Origin of the sequence: Pseudarthrobacter sp. Y6, from assembly GCF_050156205.1 — a bacterium.
GTDB lineage: Bacteria > Actinomycetota > Actinomycetes > Actinomycetales > Micrococcaceae > Arthrobacter.
The window spans coordinates 3,208,535-3,224,505 of sequence record NZ_CP189574.1 but is presented as its reverse complement, the minus strand read 5'-3'; the positions used below and the strand labels follow the sequence as shown (position 1 = coordinate 3,224,505).

Sequence of the window (15,971 nt, the reverse complement as noted above, 5' to 3'; positions counted from 1 at the left end):
GGCAAGAGCCCAAATGACAATGACAGATCCTGTCGCAGACATGCTTACGCGTCTGCGCAATGCAAACTCGGCATACCACGATTCCGTGTCCATGCCGTACAGCAAGCTCAAGGCACGCGTTGCCGACATCCTGAAGGCTGAAGGTTACATCGCCTCCTGGAAAGAAGAAGAGGCTGAGGTTGGCAAGAAGCTGACCCTCGACCTTAAGTTCGGTCCGAACCGCGAGCGTTCAATCGCTGGCGTTCGTCGTATTTCCAAGCCGGGCCTGCGTGTTTACGCAAAGTCCACCAACCTCCCGCACGTGCTCGGTGGCCTGGGTGTCGCAATCCTGTCCACCTCTTCCGGCCTCTTGACTGATAAGCAAGCCGGCAAGAAGGGCGTGGGCGGCGAAGTCCTCGCCTACGTCTGGTAACGGGAAAGGAAGAGAATAATGTCACGTATTGGACGTCTCCCCATCACCGTTCCCGCCGGCGTTGAGGTCAAGGTTGACGGCTCTGTCGTCAGCGTCAAGGGTGCCAAAGGCGAGCTGAACCACACTGTGGCCAGCCCGATCGAGGTTTCCCTGGAAGCAGAGACCCTGACTGTCGCCCGCCCGAACGACGAGCGCGCCTCCCGTTCACTCCACGGCCTGACCCGCACCCTGATCTCTAACATGATCGAGGGCGTTACCAAGGGCTACGAGAAGAAGCTTGAAATCGTTGGTACTGGTTACCGCGTTCAGGCCAGGGGATCTGACCTTGAGTTCGCTCTCGGCTACAGCCACCCGGTAAATGTCACCGCACCGGACGGCATCACCTTTGCAGTTGAGACCCCGACCAAGCTCTCTGTTTCAGGTATCAACAAGCAGCAGGTCGGCGAGGTTGCTGCCAACATTCGCAAGCTGCGGAAGCCGGACCCCTACAAGGGCAAGGGCATCCGCTACGCAGGCGAAGTCATCCGCCGCAAGGTCGGAAAGGCTGGTAAGTAACCATGGCCATCTCAATTAACAAGAAGCGTACGAACAAGAGCAAGTCTGCTTCGCGCAGCCGCCGCCAGCTTCGTATCCGCAAGCGCATCTCCGGCACGGCTGTACGTCCTCGTCTGGTCGTCAACCGCTCCGCACGCCACGTATTCGTCCAGGTTGTCGATGACACCAAGGGCCTGACCGTAGCGAGCGCCTCCACACTGGAAGCCGACCTTCGTGCATTCGAAGGCGACAAGACTGCCAAGGCCAAGCGCGTTGGAGAACTCGTTGCCGCTCGTGCCAAGGCTGCCGGTATCGAAGCAGTTGTCTTCGACCGCGGTGGTAACAAGTACCACGGCCGGATCGCCGCCGTCGCTGACGGTGCACGTGAAGGTGGGCTGTCACTGTGACGGAAGCAAACAAGGAAAAGGACACTGTGTCTGCAGATCAGAAGGCGACTGAAGCCGTAGCTGCTCCGGCCACTGAGACCACTGCGCCCGCAGCTGCTGCCGATGACCGCCGTGGTGGCGCTCGTCGTGGCGAGCGTGGCGACAAGGGCCAGGGCGGTCGCGAAGGCGGCCGTGGCGGCCGTGGTGGCCGTGACGGCGGCCGTGAAGCCGAGAAGAGCCAGTTCATTGAACGCGTTGTTACCATCAACCGCGTTTCCAAGGTGGTCAAGGGTGGTCGTCGCTTCAGCTTCACCGCTCTGGTCGTCGTTGGTGACGGTAACGGCATGGTCGGCGTGGGCTACGGCAAGGCTAAGGAAGTTCCTGCCGCTATCGCGAAGGGCGTTGAAGAGGCCAAGAAGTCCTTCTTCCGCGTTCCCCGCATTGGCAACACCATCCCGCACCGCGTTCAGGGTGAAGCCGCTGCAGGCGTCGTAATGCTGCGTCCGGCCTCGGCCGGTACCGGTGTTATCGCCGGCGGTCCGGTCCGCGCCATCTTGGAGTGCGTGGGCATCCACGACATCCTCTCCAAGTCGCTGGGTTCCTCCAACGCCATCAACATCGTTCACGCGACGGTTGCGGCGCTGAAGCAGCTCGAAGAGCCGGCAGCAGTGGCAGCACGCCGCGGCCTGCCGCTGGACGAGGTTGCTCCGCCGGCAATGGTGAAGGCAATCCTGAACCAGAAGGCGGGTGTCTAAGCCATGGCTAAGAACCTGATTCCCTCCGACCTTCAGTTGGAGATCACTCAGATCAAGTCCGCCATTGGCGGCAAGCAGAACCAGCGCGACACCCTTCGGTCCCTCGGCCTGAAGCGGATCGGACACACCGTTGTCCGCACCGCCGACGCCGTGACTGTTGGAATGCTCAACACGGTTCCGCACCTGGTAAAGGTAGAGGAGGCGAAGTAAATGGCAGAGAAAAAGATTGCCGCAGAGACTGCTGAGAAGCAGAACACACTGAAGGTTCACCACCTGCGTCCCGCCCCGGGTGCCAAGACCGCCAAGACCCGAGTTGGTCGTGGTGAAGGTTCCAAGGGTAAGACCGCTGGTCGCGGTACCAAGGGTACGAAGGCCCGCTACCAGATCAAGGCTGGCTTTGCCGGCGGCCAGTTGCCGCTGCACATGCGCCTGCCGAAGCTGCGCGGCTTCAAGAACCCGTTCCGGGTTGAGTTCCAGGTTGTAAACCTGGACAAGCTCAACGAGCTGTTCCCGGAAGGTGGCGCAGTCACCGTGGAGAACCTGGTCGAGAAGGGTGCCGTTCGTAAGAACCAGCCCGTCAAGGTGCTTGGCACAGGCGACATCACCGTCAAGGTTGACGTCACCGTCCACGCATTCTCGGCCAGCGCCGCAGAAAAGATTGCAGCAGCAGGCGGAAGCACCACCGCTCTCTAGTAGACGGTGGGCGAAGGCCCGTTGTGAACTCCCGGTGTGCAAGGCCCCAGGGCCCTGCACGCCGGGAGTTTTTTCGCATCCGCCGGGCGACTATTTCCCCCCGTTCGCCGCATGCGCGCGTTCCCGGATTGTTCGCATGGCCAATCCACCCGTTAGACTCTGTTGTTGGGATTATTGACCCCCATCACACCACGCTTATAAACACAACAGGAGGACGCTTGCTTAGCGCATTTGGCCGGGCCTTTCGCACGCCTGATCTGCGACGCAAGTTGTTGTTCACGCTGGCAATCATCACAATCTTCCGCTTGGGTGCATTCATCCCCTCGCCTGGTGTGAACTACCAGAATGTCCAGCAATGCTTGCAGAACGGTCAGACCGCAGGCGGGCTCTATCAGCTCGTCAACCTGTTCAGCGGCGGTGCCTTGCTTCAGGTGTCCATCTTCGCGCTGGGCATCATGCCGTACATCACGGCAAGCATCATTGTGCAGCTGCTCCGGGTGGTCATTCCCCGGTTCCAGGAGCTGTACGAGGAAGGCGCCTCCGGGCAGTCCAAGCTCACCCAGTACACGCGGTACCTCACCATTGCCCTGGGCCTGCTGAACGCAACGACGCTGGTGTCGCTGGCACGTTCAGGCCAGTTGCTTCCGGGCTGTGCACTGCCGATCATTCCTGACAGCAGCATCATCACCACTATCCTGCTGATCATCACGCTGACCGCCGGTACCGGGCTCATCATGTGGATGGGCGAACTCGTCACCGAAAAGGGTGTGGGCAACGGCATGTCGCTGCTTATCTTCACGTCCATCGCGGCGCAGTTCCCCACCTCGCTCGGTGCCATCTGGAGCTCGCAGGGACCGGGAACCTTCTTCGTGGTCCTGATCATCGGCCTGGTGACGGTTGCCCTGGTGGTCTTCGTGGAGCAGTCCCAGCGCCGTATCCCGGTGCAGTACGCCAAGCGGATGATCGGCCGGCGCACCGTGGGCGGCACGAGCACCTACATCCCCATCAAGGTGAACATGGCAGGCGTGATCCCCGTGATCTTCGCATCGTCCATGCTTTACCTGCCGGGACTGATCTCACAGTTCAACCAGCCCAAAGCGGGCGAGGCGCTCGCGCCGTGGGTTGAGTGGATCAACAACAACCTGACCCGAGGAGACCACCCGATCTACATGGCGCTGTACTTCGCCATGATCGTGTTCTTCACCTACTTCTACGTCGCGATCACCTTCAACCCTGAAGAGGTCTCCGACAACATGAAGAAGTACGGCGGTTTCATCCCGGGTATCCGTGCCGGAAAACCGACCGCGGATTACCTGCAGTACGTGCTCTCCCGGATCACGCTGCCCGGCGCCATGTACCTGGGCTTCGTGGCACTGATTCCGCTGGTGGCACTGGTACTGATCAACGCGAACCAGAACTTCCCGTTCGGTGGCACCTCGATCCTGATCATGGTGGGCGTTGGCCTTGAAACCGTCAAGCAAATAGATGCGCAGCTACAGCAACGTCACTACGAAGGGCTTTTGCGATGACGAAAATGTTGATTATTGGACCCCCCGGTTCCGGAAAAGGAACGCAAGCGGAACGCATTTCCGAGCGCCTCGGCGTCGTGGCGATTTCCACCGGTGATATCTTCCGCGCCAACGTGAAGGGTGAAACTCCTCTTGGCATCGAGGCCAAGAAGTACATGGACGCCGGGGACTTCGTTCCGGACAGCGTCACCAACAAGATGGTCCGCGACCGCCTCAGCGAGTCCGACGTCGAAAACGGCTTCCTCCTGGACGGCTACCCGCGCACTACAGCGCAGGTGGACTACCTCGACGGGATCCTCGCGAACAGCGAAGAAAAGCTCGACGTCGTCCTGCAGCTCACGGCCGACGACGAGGAACTCGTCTCCCGCCTGCTGGGCCGTGCCAAGGAAACCGGCCGGAGCGACGACAACGAAGCCGTTATCCGCCACCGCCTTGACCTGTACCACGAGCAGACCGAGGCCGTCGTGGCCAAGTATGCCGAACGCGGCATCCTGACCCAGGTTGACGGCATCGGCGGCATAGATGAGGTTACCGACCGCGTTATGCAGGCTATCAAGGCAGCCCAGACCGCCTGAGCCACGCAACAAGTTTTTTCGAGGCTCCTCCCGGCATCCGGGAGGAGCCTCAGCCATTGAGAGGACACACCATGGCCTTCGGCCAGCCCCGTATCGAATACAAGACCAACGCCCAGATGCGCATCATGCACGACGCCGGGCTGGTGCTGAACCGTGCGCTGGACGCCGCCGTGGCAGCCGCAGCTCCCGGCGTCACCACCAAACAGCTGGACGACGTCTTCGCTGCGGTGCTGAACGAGGCCGGTGCCAAGTCGAACTTCCTCGGCTACCACGGGTTCCCCGCGACCATCTGCACCTCGGTGAACGAGGAAGTGGTGCACGGCATCCCCGGCGGCAAGGTCCTCAACGACGGCGACATCATCTCGATCGACGGCGGCGCGATAGTTGACGGCTGGCACTCCGACTCGGCACGGACCGTCATCGTGGGCAATGTAGACCCCGAGGACCAGCGGCTCTCCGACGTCACCCAGGCTGCCATGTGGCGTGGCATCGCTGCGTTGGCCACCGGAACCCACGTGGGCGACATCGGCGCAGCCATCGACGACTACGTGTCCTCAGTGCCTGGTATGCCGCTGGGCATCCTGGAGGACTACGTGGGCCACGGCATCGGCTCCGAGATGCACATGGCCCCGGACGTCCTGAACTACCGCACCAGCCACCGCGGCCCCAAGATCAAGCCCGGACTGTGCCTGGCCATCGAGCCCATGCTGGTCCGCGGCAGCATCGACACCGCCGTTCTGGAGGACGACTGGACAGTGGTGACCACCGACGGCAAGCGCTCCTGCCAATGGGAGCACTCGGTTGCCGTCCACGAAAAGGGGATCTGGGTACTCTCAGCCCCCGACGGCGGAGCGGAGCACCTGGTGCCCCTCGGCGTCGTACCAGTCCCCATCCCGTAGGTTTCGACGCGCAAATGCGCCGCCGACGCGCAAAATCCCTGCCGCTACCTGAATACCGGTAGCGGCAGGGATTTTGCGTGTCGCAGGAGGTGTGGGCGTCAGGCCTTGAGCTTGGGCTTGACGTCCTTGGTGTCGATTCCCTCGAGCGTCGCCTTCAGCTCGGTCATGGTGGCCTTCACGTCGCCCTCCTGGGTCAGGATCTTGGCGGCGGCCTTGGCCATCTCCTGGTCGGCGCCGGGCAGGAACGCGCGGGCGTTGTCCTGGACCTTGGTCACGGCCAGCTGGTCCATGGCGATCTTGATCTGCGGGGTCTTGGCCAGCACGGCGGTGAACAGCGGGACGTAGGTGAACACCGCGGTGAGCAGCAGGTTCGGCAGGGCCAGCGCCAGGACAACGAAGAAGTCCGCGCGTTTCCGGCGCGACCAGCGCTTGCGGTTCCGGGGCAGAACGCCGACCTGGTCCTTTGCTCTGACGGTGGCCGTCTGCGCCCGGGAACTACCCGGCTTGGCGGTGAGCTGAGGTGTCATGGGATCGAGCCGGTCGAGATCGGTCGACGCGCAAAGGCGCTGCCGACACGCAAAACCCCTGGCGCTACCGGAATATCGGTAGCGCCAGGGATTTTGCGTGTCGCGGGGAATCCCGCGCATCGTGAAGCGGATGTCCGGTAATGAGGCGCAGGGCACAATGGAGCCATGGGAGCAATCACGGATGTGCCGGGGATCAGGGTTGGCCACGAGCAGAAGACCGGGGACGGCTGGCTGACTGGCGTCACCGTGGTGCTGCCGCCGCCTGGCACAGTCGGGTCGGTGGACGTCCGGGGCGGGGGCCCGGGTACGCATGAGACTGACGCCTTGGATCCCACCACGATGGTGTCCACGGTGGACGCCGTCGTCCTCACCGGCGGCAGTGCGTACGGGCTCGTCTCGGCCCACGGCGCGCAGCGATGGTGCGAGGAGAATGGCCGGGGCTTCGCCGTCACCGGGGGAGTAGTGCCGATCGTTCCCGCCGCGGCGATCTTCGACCTGGGCCGGGGAGGCGACTTCTCAGCGCGCCCCACGGCGGACATGGGCTACGCGGCGACCGTTGCCGCGGCTGCCGAAAAGGACGGGCACGACGTCGGACGTGGCAGTGTGGGCGCCGGCACCGGAGCGATGATCGGACGCGGACAGTTCAAAGGGGGAGTGGGGACGGCATCGGTCACGCTCGAGAACGGCGTGGTTGTGGGGGCGCTGGCCGTGGTGAACGCCCTGGGGTTTCCGATCGATAGTCCGGTGGTTGAGCCTGTCGAAACCGCGGGCGCCGGGGATTTCGACAAGCTCAATCACCGGGATGGCCCATTCGATCACCCTGATGGCCCGCCTGCCTTGAACACGACGCTGGTTGTTGTTGCTACGAACGCTGTCTTGGACCCCGCCGAGTGCAAGCGGACTGCTTCTGCGGCGCATGCTGGTCTCGCTCGGGCGCTGAACCCTTCGCACACCCTTGCCGACGGGGATACTGTCTTCTGCCTCGCCACCGGCGACGTGGCACTGGACCGGAGTACCGAAACTGCCCGGCAGGTGAGCCTCATTACCCTGCAGAGTGCGGCAGCCGACGTCGTACGCTTGGCGATCCTCGACGGGATTTCGGCAAATTCAATTTCCGGGTAGGGTGTGTACTTTCATTTTTAGTTTGGACTTTCTGCACACTTACAGTAAAGTGGCTTGTTGGTTGTCTGCCCAGCTGTGCCCTGTTTGGGGCCGGAGGCGGTAATCGATCCAACAAAAACGTTCGTGGTCTTGTCCGGTGCAATCCGGCAGGGCTGCGACAACAACAGTTAGCGGAGGGTATGGCCAAGAAGGACGGGGTCATTGAGATCGAAGGCGTTGTGACTGAGGCGCTGCCTAACGCGATGTTTCGCGTTGAGCTGACCAACAAGCACATCGTACTCGCGCACATCTCAGGCAAGATGCGCCAGCACTACATCAGGATTCTCCCTGAGGACCGGGTAGTGGTGGAACTGAGCCCTTATGACCTCACTCGGGGTCGTATCGTCTACCGCTACAAGTAAATTCTGGGCGGCCTCAGCATGAGCTGACGGCTGCTCCAGTTGACCAACTGCCACACGCAAAGGAATGCCATGAAGGTCAAGCCGAGCGTCAAGCAGATCTGCGAAAAGTGCAAAGTGATCCGCCGTAATGGCCGGGTCATGGTGATCTGCGAGAACCCGCGCCACAAGCAGCGCCAGGGCTAATTTCCCTCCTGAGGGAAATCCTGGGTTGCTAACCCACGCAAGTAAATAAAAGGCAGCACAAGCTGAATTGGGACGTATGAGCCCGGACAGCTAACCCCCGGTCGGAGGCTGGGGCCGCACAGAACGTGCGGGTGTACTGCCTACGACCTCCGGTTTATTCAAGGAGCACTGCCACTATGGCTCGTCTCGCTGGCGTAGACATTCCCCGCGAAAAGCGGTTGGAAATTGCGCTTACTTACATCTATGGCGTGGGCAAGACCCGTGCACACGAAACCCTGGCTGCCACTGGCATCAGCGCTGACGTCCGCGTTAAGGACCTCACCGATGGCCAGCTGGTTGAGCTTCGTGACTACATTGAAGGCAACTACAAGGTTGAGGGTGACCTTCGCCGCGAAGTAGCAGCTGATATCCGCCGCAAGGTTGAAATCGGCAGCTACGAAGGTATTCGCCATCGCAAGGGCCTGCCAGTGCGCGGACAGCGTACGAAGACGAACGCACGTACCCGTAAGGGTCCGAAGCGCACCGTTGCAGGCAAGAAGAAGGCTCGTTAAATCCCTCGGGATTGACTCGTCTTCCCCCAATAACTTTCTGTAGGAGAAAAAATGCCCCCGAAGACTCGTGGCGCGGTTCGCAAGCCGCGTAAGAAGGACAAGAAGAACATCGCGCTTGGCCAGGCGCACATCAAGAGCACTTTTAACAACACCATCGTGTCCATCACGGACCCGAACGGCGCTGTTATCTCTTGGGCTTCCTCAGGTGAGGTTGGCTTCAAGGGCTCACGCAAGTCCACCCCGTTCGCAGCCCAGATGGCTGCCGAAGCTGCTGCCAAGCGTGCGCAGGAGCACGGCATGCGCAAGGTTGACGTTTTCGTCAAGGGACCGGGCTCCGGACGCGAGACCGCAATCCGCTCGCTGCAGGCCGCTGGCCTGGAGGTTGGCTCCATCCAGGACGTCACCCCCGCAGCGCACAACGGCTGCCGTCCGCCGAAGCGCCGCCGCGTCTAAGGCTTTTCCAGCAGCTTGAGCTTGCCCGGACCGTCAATGGTCCGGGCAAGCCCAGCCGCGTTAAGTCTTCAGACCGAATTTCCACCACCTGTGTTGCGTCATATAGCGGATGCTCGCCGAAAGGAAACCTAAGTGCTCATTGCACAGCGCCCCACCCTCTCCGAAGAGGTAGTCTCCGATAACCGCTCGCGTTTCATCATTGAACCGCTGGAACCGGGCTTCGGCTACACCCTCGGAAACTCCCTCCGCCGTACCCTGCTCTCCTCCATCCCCGGTGCCGCTGTAACCAGCATCCGGATCGATGGCGTGCTGCACGAGTTCACCACGGTTCCGGGTGTCAAGGAAGATGTCACTGAGATCATCCTGAACATCAAGAGCCTGTCGGTTTCCTCCGAGCACGACGAGCCGGTTGTGGCTTACCTGCGCAAGCAGGGCCCCGGAGTCGTCACCGCCGCGGACATCGCTCCGCCGGCCGGCGTCGAATTCCACAACCCGGATCTGCACATTGCCACGCTGAACTCGAAGGGCAAGTTCGAACTCGAACTGACCATCGAGCGCGGCCGCGGCTACGTTTCGGCAGCTCAGAACAAGTCCGGCGACTCCGAGATCGGCCGTATCCCGGTCGACTCGATCTACTCGCCGGTACTGAAGGTTACTTTCCGCGTGGAAGCAACCCGTGTTGAGCAGCGCACCGACTTCGACAAGCTCATTGTCGACGTCGAGACCAAGCAGGCCATCGCCCCGCGCGATGCTGTTGCTTCCGCAGGTACCACCCTGGTGGAACTCTTCGGTCTGGCCCGCGAGCTGAACACCGCAGCTGAAGGTATCGAGATTGGCCCGTCGCCGACGGATGCTGCCCTGGCAGCAGACATGGCACTGCCGATCGAGGATCTGGACCTCACCGTCCGTTCCTACAACTGCCTCAAGCGTGAGGGCATCCACACCGTGGGTGAACTTGTTGCACGCTCCGAGGCTGACCTCATGGACATCCGTAACTTCGGTGCGAAGTCCATTGACGAGGTCAAGGCAAAGCTGGTTGAACTGGGCCTGTCCCTCAAGGACTCGCCTCCCGGTTTTGACCTCGCAGCACGCGCCGCAGCAATTGAAGAGGACGACGCCGCTTTCGGCGACGACGAACTCTAACAAACAGATCTTGGCCGGCTGGCTGGATGCACCACGGTGTGCGCAGCCCACTGGCTTCCATATGAGGAGAAACTATTATGCCTACCCCCGCTAAGGGTCCGCGCCTCGGAGGCGGAGCGGCTCACGAGCGTCTTATGCTCGCGAACCTGTCCGCCGCACTGTTCGAGCACAAGCGGATCACCACCACGGTGACCAAGGCCAAGCGACTGAAGCCGTACGCCGAGCGTCTGGTGACTTTCGCCAAGCGTGGCGACCTGGCTTCCCGCCGCCGTGTACTCGGCCTGATCAGCAACAAGGGCATCGTCCACGAGCTGTTCACCGACATTGCACAGGCAGTGGAGAACCGCAACGGCGGCTACACCCGCATCACCAAGATCGGCAACCGTAAGGGCGACAACGCTCCCATGGCTGTTATCGAACTGGTTCTCGAGCCGGTTTCCGCCAAGCAGGCCGTTGTGGCCGAGGCTACCCAGGCTGCCGCTAAGGCTGCTCCGGTTGCTGAAGAAGCTCCGGTTGAAGCTGCCGAGACCGAAGCTGCTGAAGCCAAGTACGCCGGCTCCAAGCCTGCTACGGCTGACAACGTCGCTCCTGAGGGCTTCGAGGTCAAGGGCAACGAGGACTCGATGAAGTACCACGTTCCCGGCTCACGCTGGTACGACGCCACGGTTGCTGAAGTCTGGTTCGACTCTGCAGAGTCCGCCGCAGCCGCAGGCTTCGTGCCTGCCGGTGGCGAAGCTGCACAGGCCGTCGAAGCTGAGTAATCAGGCTCTGACGCTCAAGTAGACTTATGTCTATGAACGACCAAAAACCCGCTGCCCCCGTTTTCGGGGGCGGCGGGTTTTTGCGTGTCCGGTTTGATTTATCGTACGACGGCGGCCCCTTCAACGGGTGGGCAGTGCAGCCCGGATTGCGGACTGTCCAGGGCATCCTGGAAGAGGCGCTGGCGTTGTTGATCCGCCGGCCCATCCGGGTCACCGTGGCGGGACGTACCGACGCCGGCGTGCACGCCCGGGGCCAGGTGGTCCACCTGGACCTGACCGAGGGCGAGTGGCTGAAGCTGCCGCGCGGGCACGAACTGGATCCCGCCGTCGCGCTCTTACGGCGGATCCGTGGCGCCCTCAGCCGGGGGCTGGGCGACCTGTCCGGGTCTATCGAAGTCCACCTGGTGTCCCTGGCGCCCGTGGGGTTCGATGCCCGGTTCTCTGCGCTTTGGCGGCGGTACAGCTACCGCATCGCTGACGGCCCCGCCCTGTGGGATCCGCTCGAACGGTACTTCACGCTCTGGCACCAAAGCCCTCTGGACGTGGACCTGTTGAACGCGGGCGCCGTGCAGCTGCTGGGGCTACAGAACTTCCTGTCCTACTGCAAGCCGCGGGAGGGTGCCACTACCGTCCGTGAGCTGCAGCGGTTCGAGTTCCATCGCGGTGAAGACGGCGTCATTGTGGCCACCGTCCAGGCCGACGCGTTCTGTCACAACATGGTGCGCTCACTGGTTGGCTCGGCCCTGTTCGTGGGCGAGGGCATCGAGGAAACCGGCTGGCTGCATGAGCGGCTGCTGGCCAAGAAACGGGACGCCAAGTCCGTCCTGGCCGCCCCGCACCCGCTGGTCCTTGAAGAAGTGGCCTACCCGTCCGACGACGAGATGCTGGCCCGCGCCGAACTGACAAGGGCAGTCCGCAAGCACTGACCAGGTCCGGTGGTTGAGCCTGTCGAAACCGAGCTTGTCGAAACCCTACGGAATCGTTCGCCTGCCGCGAGCGGACGAAAGCCCTGGCAAGTCGCCGTATCGCCCGCTTATAAGAGATTCCCTCTTGGCGCGGCTCCAGCCTTGAACCTGCTTCTCCCGCGCAAACGCCTGGTCAACACGGCTGAACTCTTCAATCCAAACCAGCTTCACCGGCGTTCGTCGGCGCGTGTAGGAGGCACCTTCACCCGATTGATGTTGTGCGGGGCGCATTTCCATATTCACCGTGCTGCCCACGTAGTAGGAGCCGTCTGAGCACCTCGATGGCGCGCCGGAGGGGACGTTTGTCCGGCGGCAGGGGAGTCATTTTGTCCTGGGCGAAGACGCGCTGTTCGTTGTGGTCGGCAGGCACGACGCCGGCCGCTGCGGCGGTCTGCTGCCAACACCGCATCATGTTGTTGGCCAGCAGTTGGTCACCGTTCGAATCGACGGCAACAATGCCGACGTCGGTAGCGTCCAGGATGGTCACCAGCAGTTTCTCCCGTTCCCGGCTGGCCGCGAGCAGCTCCCGGAGTTCCTCGCCCATAGCCTGCAGCTCACGCTGCTGCACGCGCATATTGACGCTGGCGAAGCGGATGGCGAGTGAAACGGCCAGCATCACGAGCCGGAAAAGAACGAGGGCCGTGATGTCCGCCGCAGTGAGCTTGGGGAACTTTGCGGCCGCGGAGGGGAGCATGATGCAGAACGGCCCGATGGCGCTCAGTACGAGGCTGGTACGGACCAGCAACCCCGAAGCGGCCAGCCAAATGACCGGGAAAACGACCAGAACCACCAGTCCCGGGAGCAGGGTTGTGGCGCTGTTCCGCAGGAGCCCGATCGCAAGGAGGTCAAGGACCGGAATCAGCAGATAGGCGCTGTGTGGCATCCGCTCCCACGGCGTCAGGAAACAGGCCACGAAAAGAATGAGGGGAAGGGCGAGTCCGGCCATGTAGAGGGGGCTGGCCAGCAGCGAGGGCCCGCCAAAGGGAGTCACCACGCCGAGGATGGCGACAATCAGGGACAACGGAAGCTGGCACAGGGCGACCTGCGTGCGGGGACCACGTTTCTTGAAATAGAGGGCCACTCCACGAAGCGAGGGACGTCGAGCCATGCGGGGTCTCCAACTTTCCTGACGGTCCCCATTCCGTCCCCAATGAATTTATGCACCCGAATTCCTGAAGGGCAAAGCACTCAACCCTCTGAATCCTAATGTGTTTGTGTTGTCATGGTCATTGACTTTCCAAAACTAAACGCGGGAACGCGTGTCATCTGCCGTTGATACTTGTAGCGTATAGAGAGTTGGAGTGGACGAGGGAATTAGCGCTGGGCTGATGGGGGCCTCGTCCACCTGGCAGCGGGGATAGACATGGAAGAACTTGGGGTAGCAGTAGTCATTGAAGACGACGCCGACGTGCGGAACCTCCTCGAGGGTGTGTTGCGCCAGGCAGGATTTGAGGTCCATAGCGCCGCCGAAGGGCGGGAAGGCGTTGAGGTGGTGCGGCATAACAACGCCCAGGTGGTCACTCTGGACATCGGCCTTCCGGACATTGACGGTTTTGAGGTCCTGCGGCGGATCAGGAACTTCAGCGATGCCTATGTAGTCATGCTGACCGGCCGGACCGAGGAACCCGATCTGCTGTCGGCCCTGAACGCGGGCGCAGATGACTACATCGCCAAGCCGTTCCGGCCGCGTGAACTCCGGGCCAGGGTGGCGGCCATGATGCGCAGGCCGCGGCATGAGGTCACCAGTCCACCCCAGGCTGCTTCATGGGCTTCACCTCCGGCCGCGCCGGTGCTCTTCACGCACACAAGCGTTATCCAGCACAACGGGCTCGTTCTGAACTACCGGACCCGCACGGTATTGATTGATGACGTGAACCTTGGGCTCACACGCAGCGAGTTCGACCTCCTGCATACCCTGCTTCGTGGCGAGGGGGCAGTGTGTACGCGGTCGGACCTGGTGCGTGCGGTCCGTGGCGACCTCTATGAGCCCGATGCCTTTATCAGCGAGGCTGACGAGCGGGCCGTGGAAGTCCACGTGGGGAACCTTCGCCGCAAGCTCCGGGAGGATCCGCAGTCACCGCGCTGGCTCCAGACCGTGCGGGGAGTGGGCTACCGGCTCGCACCAAACAGGACCGATTTGCAGGGCTGGCCGTGCGCTGATCACTGAAAGGTTAATCGTTTCTCAGGATGTAGTTCGCCTGGAGCTCTGAGACTGTACGCACGCCGTGCTCGGACACGACAGTCAGCAGTGCCTGGCCTTGGACGAAGTCGCTGCGGCGGATGGCGTCCTCCAGCGCCTGTGCCAGAACGGACAACCGGATCCCGCCCACCATGGCCGCTGCGGCCGCCGCCCAGCGCGGGGAACTGCCGGACAGGGACTCCCCGGGAAGCCGCCGGCAGCCCTGACGCAGGAAGCTATTTGCCGTGGATGCGTTCCGCGGCCAACAGCTTGTCCGTCAGTTCCACGTCGGGATGCGCCAGCACCACTGAGCCACCGCTGTGCCATGCCCCGAGCGAGTTTGCCAGCGCCGGCTCCAGCCCTTCCTCGGCCGGGACCAGGAGCCTGACCCCCTCCTCGTGCGACGCAGCAAAACCAGTGATCAGGCTTTGGTGGGCGTGCTGCTGGCCGTCTCCGGCCCGAACGGCACGGCCGGCAGCTGAAGGTTCTGTGTGCGCCATAAAGACGTCACCATGGGAGCGCACCTCGGCGGCGTAGTCGATGACTCCGGCAGGCAGGTCACCCGGCCACCGCATCGCCAAGGCCGGCAGCGCGACGGCGATAACGGCGTCGTACTTTCCCTCAAAGGTTCCCGGCCGGTCGGTGACGAGGAGCTCCGCCTCCCCGCCGTCGAGGACTGTTTCCATGCCAAGCTGCCAGGCGGCCAGCGCCCAGATCATCGACTTCCAGTGGGCAGGCAGGTCAAAGTTCAGCCGCATGCCGGGCTCGGCGTCGAATTCGTCCTGCAGCAGATTGCTGGTTTTTGCCACCCAGTTGTCCAGCACGCGACCGGAGAGTTCCACTCGCTCGGAGTCTGGGCCGTACCAGGTCAGGCGGGGCGACGTGGCGTGGCCGGAACGCAGGGTGGTCATCAGATTTATCGCCGGGATACTCATGGCTTTATCTTGTCACGGACCCCGTGGGGCGTCCTTGGGGGGAAGCCGCGCGCGGAGTCCTTCAACTGCCCAGCGGATCCGGCCGGAGCTGTGATTTTACTCACAGGAGTTTGTCATCTTATTTGTCTTATTCGGGCTGCGCCTGTATTTTTGGCCGGTATTCAGCGGAAACAGGACCTTTTGGCCGCCGATGTGGACCGTCGGACGTCCGGCGCGGCGAGCCTTCGGAAAACTCCCGGGCGTGGCGTGCCAGCGATTGGCCCGGAAAGTTGATTATTATCCCGTCCACGGCTTGACTCCCCACTAGTTACACACGTGTAATTAGATATCGAAAGTCGCTGCATAAATTCAGGCACACAACCGAGTGTCCTAGGATCCAGGCAGGGACTGCAACTTTCAGGAGGGTCGCCGTGGGGCAAGCAGAGCGTATCCATGAAGATGCCGTCGTCGCCGGCCAGGCAACGGCTAAATACCGCGCACGGGGGGTACCGAGCGACTGGTATGTGGATCCTGCCGATCCTGACGCCGCGGACCGCTATAACCGCAATACCAAAGACTCCCTCCAGGACCAGGCCACAGCCTTCCTGGCGGCGCACGAAGCACTCCTTGACGGCGGACACGACCAGGACGATGACGACCTGGATCCGCCCATGGAACTGCGCATTCCGGCGCAGGGGACAAGCACCCAGCCGGTGTGGATCGGACTGCCGTTCCGGCAGGACTTCGACGACGAAGGTGAACTCGGCTGGCAGACTGATGCATTGTGCGCGCAAACGGATCCGGAAGCTTTCTTTCCGGAGAAGGGCGGATCCACGCGCGACGCCAAGAAGGTCTGCGGTGCATGCAATGTGCGGTCGCAGTGCCTGGAATACGCGTTGGCAAACGACGAACGGTTCGGCATTTGGGGTGGCCTTTCCGAGCGTGAGCGCCGGCGGCTAAGGAAGCGAGCAATCTAATTCTTCAGGAAG

23 protein-coding genes and 1 pseudogene are annotated in these 15,971 nt (G+C 62.2%); 19 read left to right on the top strand and 5 right to left on the bottom strand.

Features of this window, described 5'->3' with window-relative positions:
- Positions 1-13: 13 nt before the first annotated feature.
- From rpsH to map, 9 genes are all read left to right on the top strand, one after another.
- A complete protein-coding gene (rpsH, locus tag ACQCSW_RS15390) occupies positions 14-412 on the top strand; it encodes a 30S ribosomal protein S8 (protein ID WP_111906629.1) in 399 nt (132 codons plus the stop codon).
- 18 nt (positions 413-430) lie between these two features.
- Positions 431-967, top strand: coding sequence for a 50S ribosomal protein L6 (rplF, locus tag ACQCSW_RS15385; protein ID WP_426987230.1), 537 nt, complete (start codon positions 431-433; stop codon positions 965-967).
- A 2-nt stretch (positions 968-969) separates the two neighbouring features.
- The gene (rplR, locus tag ACQCSW_RS15380; protein WP_056344358.1) at positions 970-1,353 is read left to right on the top strand and encodes a 50S ribosomal protein L18; all 384 of its coding nucleotides are present in this window, start codon (positions 970-972) and stop codon (positions 1,351-1,353) included.
- Positions 1,350-2,087 (top strand): 30S ribosomal protein S5, encoded by a 738-nt coding sequence (gene rpsE, locus ACQCSW_RS15375; RefSeq protein ID WP_160673099.1) that lies wholly within the window; start codon positions 1,350-1,352, stop codon positions 2,085-2,087. Before rplR ends, rpsE begins: the two co-directional genes overlap by 4 nt.
- Before the next feature lie 3 nt (positions 2,088-2,090).
- Positions 2,091-2,297 (top strand): 50S ribosomal protein L30, encoded by a 207-nt coding sequence (rpmD, locus tag ACQCSW_RS15370; protein ID WP_056344352.1) that lies wholly within the window; start codon positions 2,091-2,093, stop codon positions 2,295-2,297.
- Complete coding sequence (rplO, locus tag ACQCSW_RS15365) at positions 2,298-2,780, top strand: 50S ribosomal protein L15 (RefSeq protein WP_426987228.1); 483 nt, start codon at positions 2,298-2,300, stop codon at positions 2,778-2,780. It begins immediately after the preceding gene.
- A 218-nt stretch (positions 2,781-2,998) separates the two neighbouring features.
- The gene (gene secY / locus ACQCSW_RS15360) at positions 2,999-4,309 is read left to right on the top strand and encodes a preprotein translocase subunit SecY (protein WP_426987226.1); all 1,311 of its coding nucleotides are present in this window, start codon (positions 2,999-3,001) and stop codon (positions 4,307-4,309) included.
- Between the two features lie 5 nt (positions 4,310-4,314).
- Positions 4,315-4,884, top strand: a complete 570-nt coding sequence (locus ACQCSW_RS15355) for an adenylate kinase (protein ID WP_354250610.1) — start codon at positions 4,315-4,317, stop codon at positions 4,882-4,884.
- A 71-nt stretch (positions 4,885-4,955) separates the two neighbouring features.
- Positions 4,956-5,783: a type I methionyl aminopeptidase gene (gene map, locus ACQCSW_RS15350; protein WP_426987224.1), complete on the top strand. Its 828-nt coding sequence runs from the start codon at positions 4,956-4,958 to the stop codon at positions 5,781-5,783.
- A 98-nt stretch (positions 5,784-5,881) separates the two neighbouring features.
- Here the strand turns inward: map and ACQCSW_RS15345 are convergent.
- Positions 5,882-6,112, bottom strand: a pseudogene (locus ACQCSW_RS15345) (ABC transporter substrate-binding protein); the annotation flags it as partial.
- 363 nt (positions 6,113-6,475) lie between these two features.
- Here ACQCSW_RS15345 and ACQCSW_RS15340 point away from each other — a divergent pair.
- The 8 genes from ACQCSW_RS15340 to ACQCSW_RS15305 all read left to right on the top strand — a co-directional run bounded on the left by ACQCSW_RS15340 (position 6,476) and on the right by ACQCSW_RS15305 (position 11,850).
- Entirely contained in the window at positions 6,476-7,432 is a 957-nt protein-coding gene (locus ACQCSW_RS15340; RefSeq protein WP_426987222.1) for a P1 family peptidase, read from the top strand.
- A 179-nt stretch (positions 7,433-7,611) separates the two neighbouring features.
- Positions 7,612-7,833 carry a translation initiation factor IF-1 gene (gene infA, locus ACQCSW_RS15335; protein ID WP_009358723.1) on the top strand — a complete coding sequence of 74 codons (222 nt, stop codon included), beginning with the start codon at positions 7,612-7,614 and terminating at the stop codon, positions 7,831-7,833.
- A 69-nt stretch (positions 7,834-7,902) separates the two neighbouring features.
- Complete coding sequence (gene rpmJ, locus ACQCSW_RS15330; RefSeq protein WP_009358722.1) at positions 7,903-8,016, top strand: 50S ribosomal protein L36; 114 nt, start codon at positions 7,903-7,905, stop codon at positions 8,014-8,016.
- Between the two features lie 176 nt (positions 8,017-8,192).
- The gene (rpsM, locus tag ACQCSW_RS15325) at positions 8,193-8,567 is read left to right on the top strand and encodes a 30S ribosomal protein S13 (protein WP_111906619.1); all 375 of its coding nucleotides are present in this window, start codon (positions 8,193-8,195) and stop codon (positions 8,565-8,567) included.
- Between the two features lie 51 nt (positions 8,568-8,618).
- Complete coding sequence (gene rpsK, locus ACQCSW_RS15320; protein WP_018769149.1) at positions 8,619-9,020, top strand: 30S ribosomal protein S11; 402 nt, start codon at positions 8,619-8,621, stop codon at positions 9,018-9,020.
- A 132-nt stretch (positions 9,021-9,152) separates the two neighbouring features.
- A complete protein-coding gene (locus ACQCSW_RS15315; RefSeq protein ID WP_056344331.1) occupies positions 9,153-10,163 on the top strand; it encodes a DNA-directed RNA polymerase subunit alpha in 1,011 nt (336 codons plus the stop codon).
- A 77-nt stretch (positions 10,164-10,240) separates the two neighbouring features.
- Entirely contained in the window at positions 10,241-10,924 is a 684-nt protein-coding gene (gene rplQ, locus ACQCSW_RS15310) for a 50S ribosomal protein L17 (RefSeq protein ID WP_354250557.1), read from the top strand.
- Positions 10,925-10,956: 32 nt separating this feature from the next.
- Positions 10,957-11,850, top strand: a complete 894-nt coding sequence (locus ACQCSW_RS15305) for a tRNA pseudouridine synthase A (RefSeq protein ID WP_426987219.1) — start codon at positions 10,957-10,959, stop codon at positions 11,848-11,850.
- Between the two features lie 45 nt (positions 11,851-11,895).
- Here ACQCSW_RS15305 and ACQCSW_RS15300 read toward each other — a convergent pair whose 3' ends face one another.
- Together ACQCSW_RS15300 and ACQCSW_RS15295 are read right to left on the bottom strand one after the other, a co-directional pair.
- Positions 11,896-12,120, bottom strand: coding sequence for a GIY-YIG nuclease family protein (locus ACQCSW_RS15300; RefSeq protein WP_426987217.1), 225 nt, complete (start codon positions 12,118-12,120; stop codon positions 11,896-11,898).
- The gene (locus ACQCSW_RS15295; protein ID WP_426987215.1) at positions 12,092-12,997 is read right to left on the bottom strand and encodes a hypothetical protein; all 906 of its coding nucleotides are present in this window, start codon (positions 12,995-12,997) and stop codon (positions 12,092-12,094) included. Before ACQCSW_RS15295 ends, ACQCSW_RS15300 begins: the two co-directional genes overlap by 29 nt.
- Positions 12,998-13,252: 255 nt before the next feature.
- On the opposite strand from ACQCSW_RS15295, the gene ACQCSW_RS15290 reads away from it, so the two are divergent.
- Entirely contained in the window at positions 13,253-14,056 is an 804-nt protein-coding gene (locus ACQCSW_RS15290) for a response regulator transcription factor (RefSeq protein WP_426987213.1), read from the top strand.
- Positions 14,057-14,060: 4 nt separating this feature from the next.
- On the opposite strand, the gene ACQCSW_RS15285 is transcribed toward ACQCSW_RS15290, so the two are convergent.
- Together ACQCSW_RS15285 and ACQCSW_RS15280 are read right to left on the bottom strand one after the other, a co-directional pair.
- Complete coding sequence (locus ACQCSW_RS15285; RefSeq protein WP_426987211.1) at positions 14,061-14,204, bottom strand: hypothetical protein; 144 nt, start codon at positions 14,202-14,204, stop codon at positions 14,061-14,063.
- 100 nt (positions 14,205-14,304) lie between these two features.
- Positions 14,305-15,003, bottom strand: a complete 699-nt coding sequence (locus tag ACQCSW_RS15280) for a TIGR03089 family protein (RefSeq protein WP_426987209.1) — start codon at positions 15,001-15,003, stop codon at positions 14,305-14,307.
- A gap of 410 nt (positions 15,004-15,413) precedes the next feature.
- On the opposite strand from ACQCSW_RS15280, the gene ACQCSW_RS15275 reads away from it, so the two are divergent.
- Positions 15,414-15,959 (top strand): WhiB family transcriptional regulator, encoded by a 546-nt coding sequence (locus tag ACQCSW_RS15275; protein ID WP_426987207.1) that lies wholly within the window; start codon positions 15,414-15,416, stop codon positions 15,957-15,959.
- Positions 15,960-15,971 lie beyond the last annotated feature (12 nt).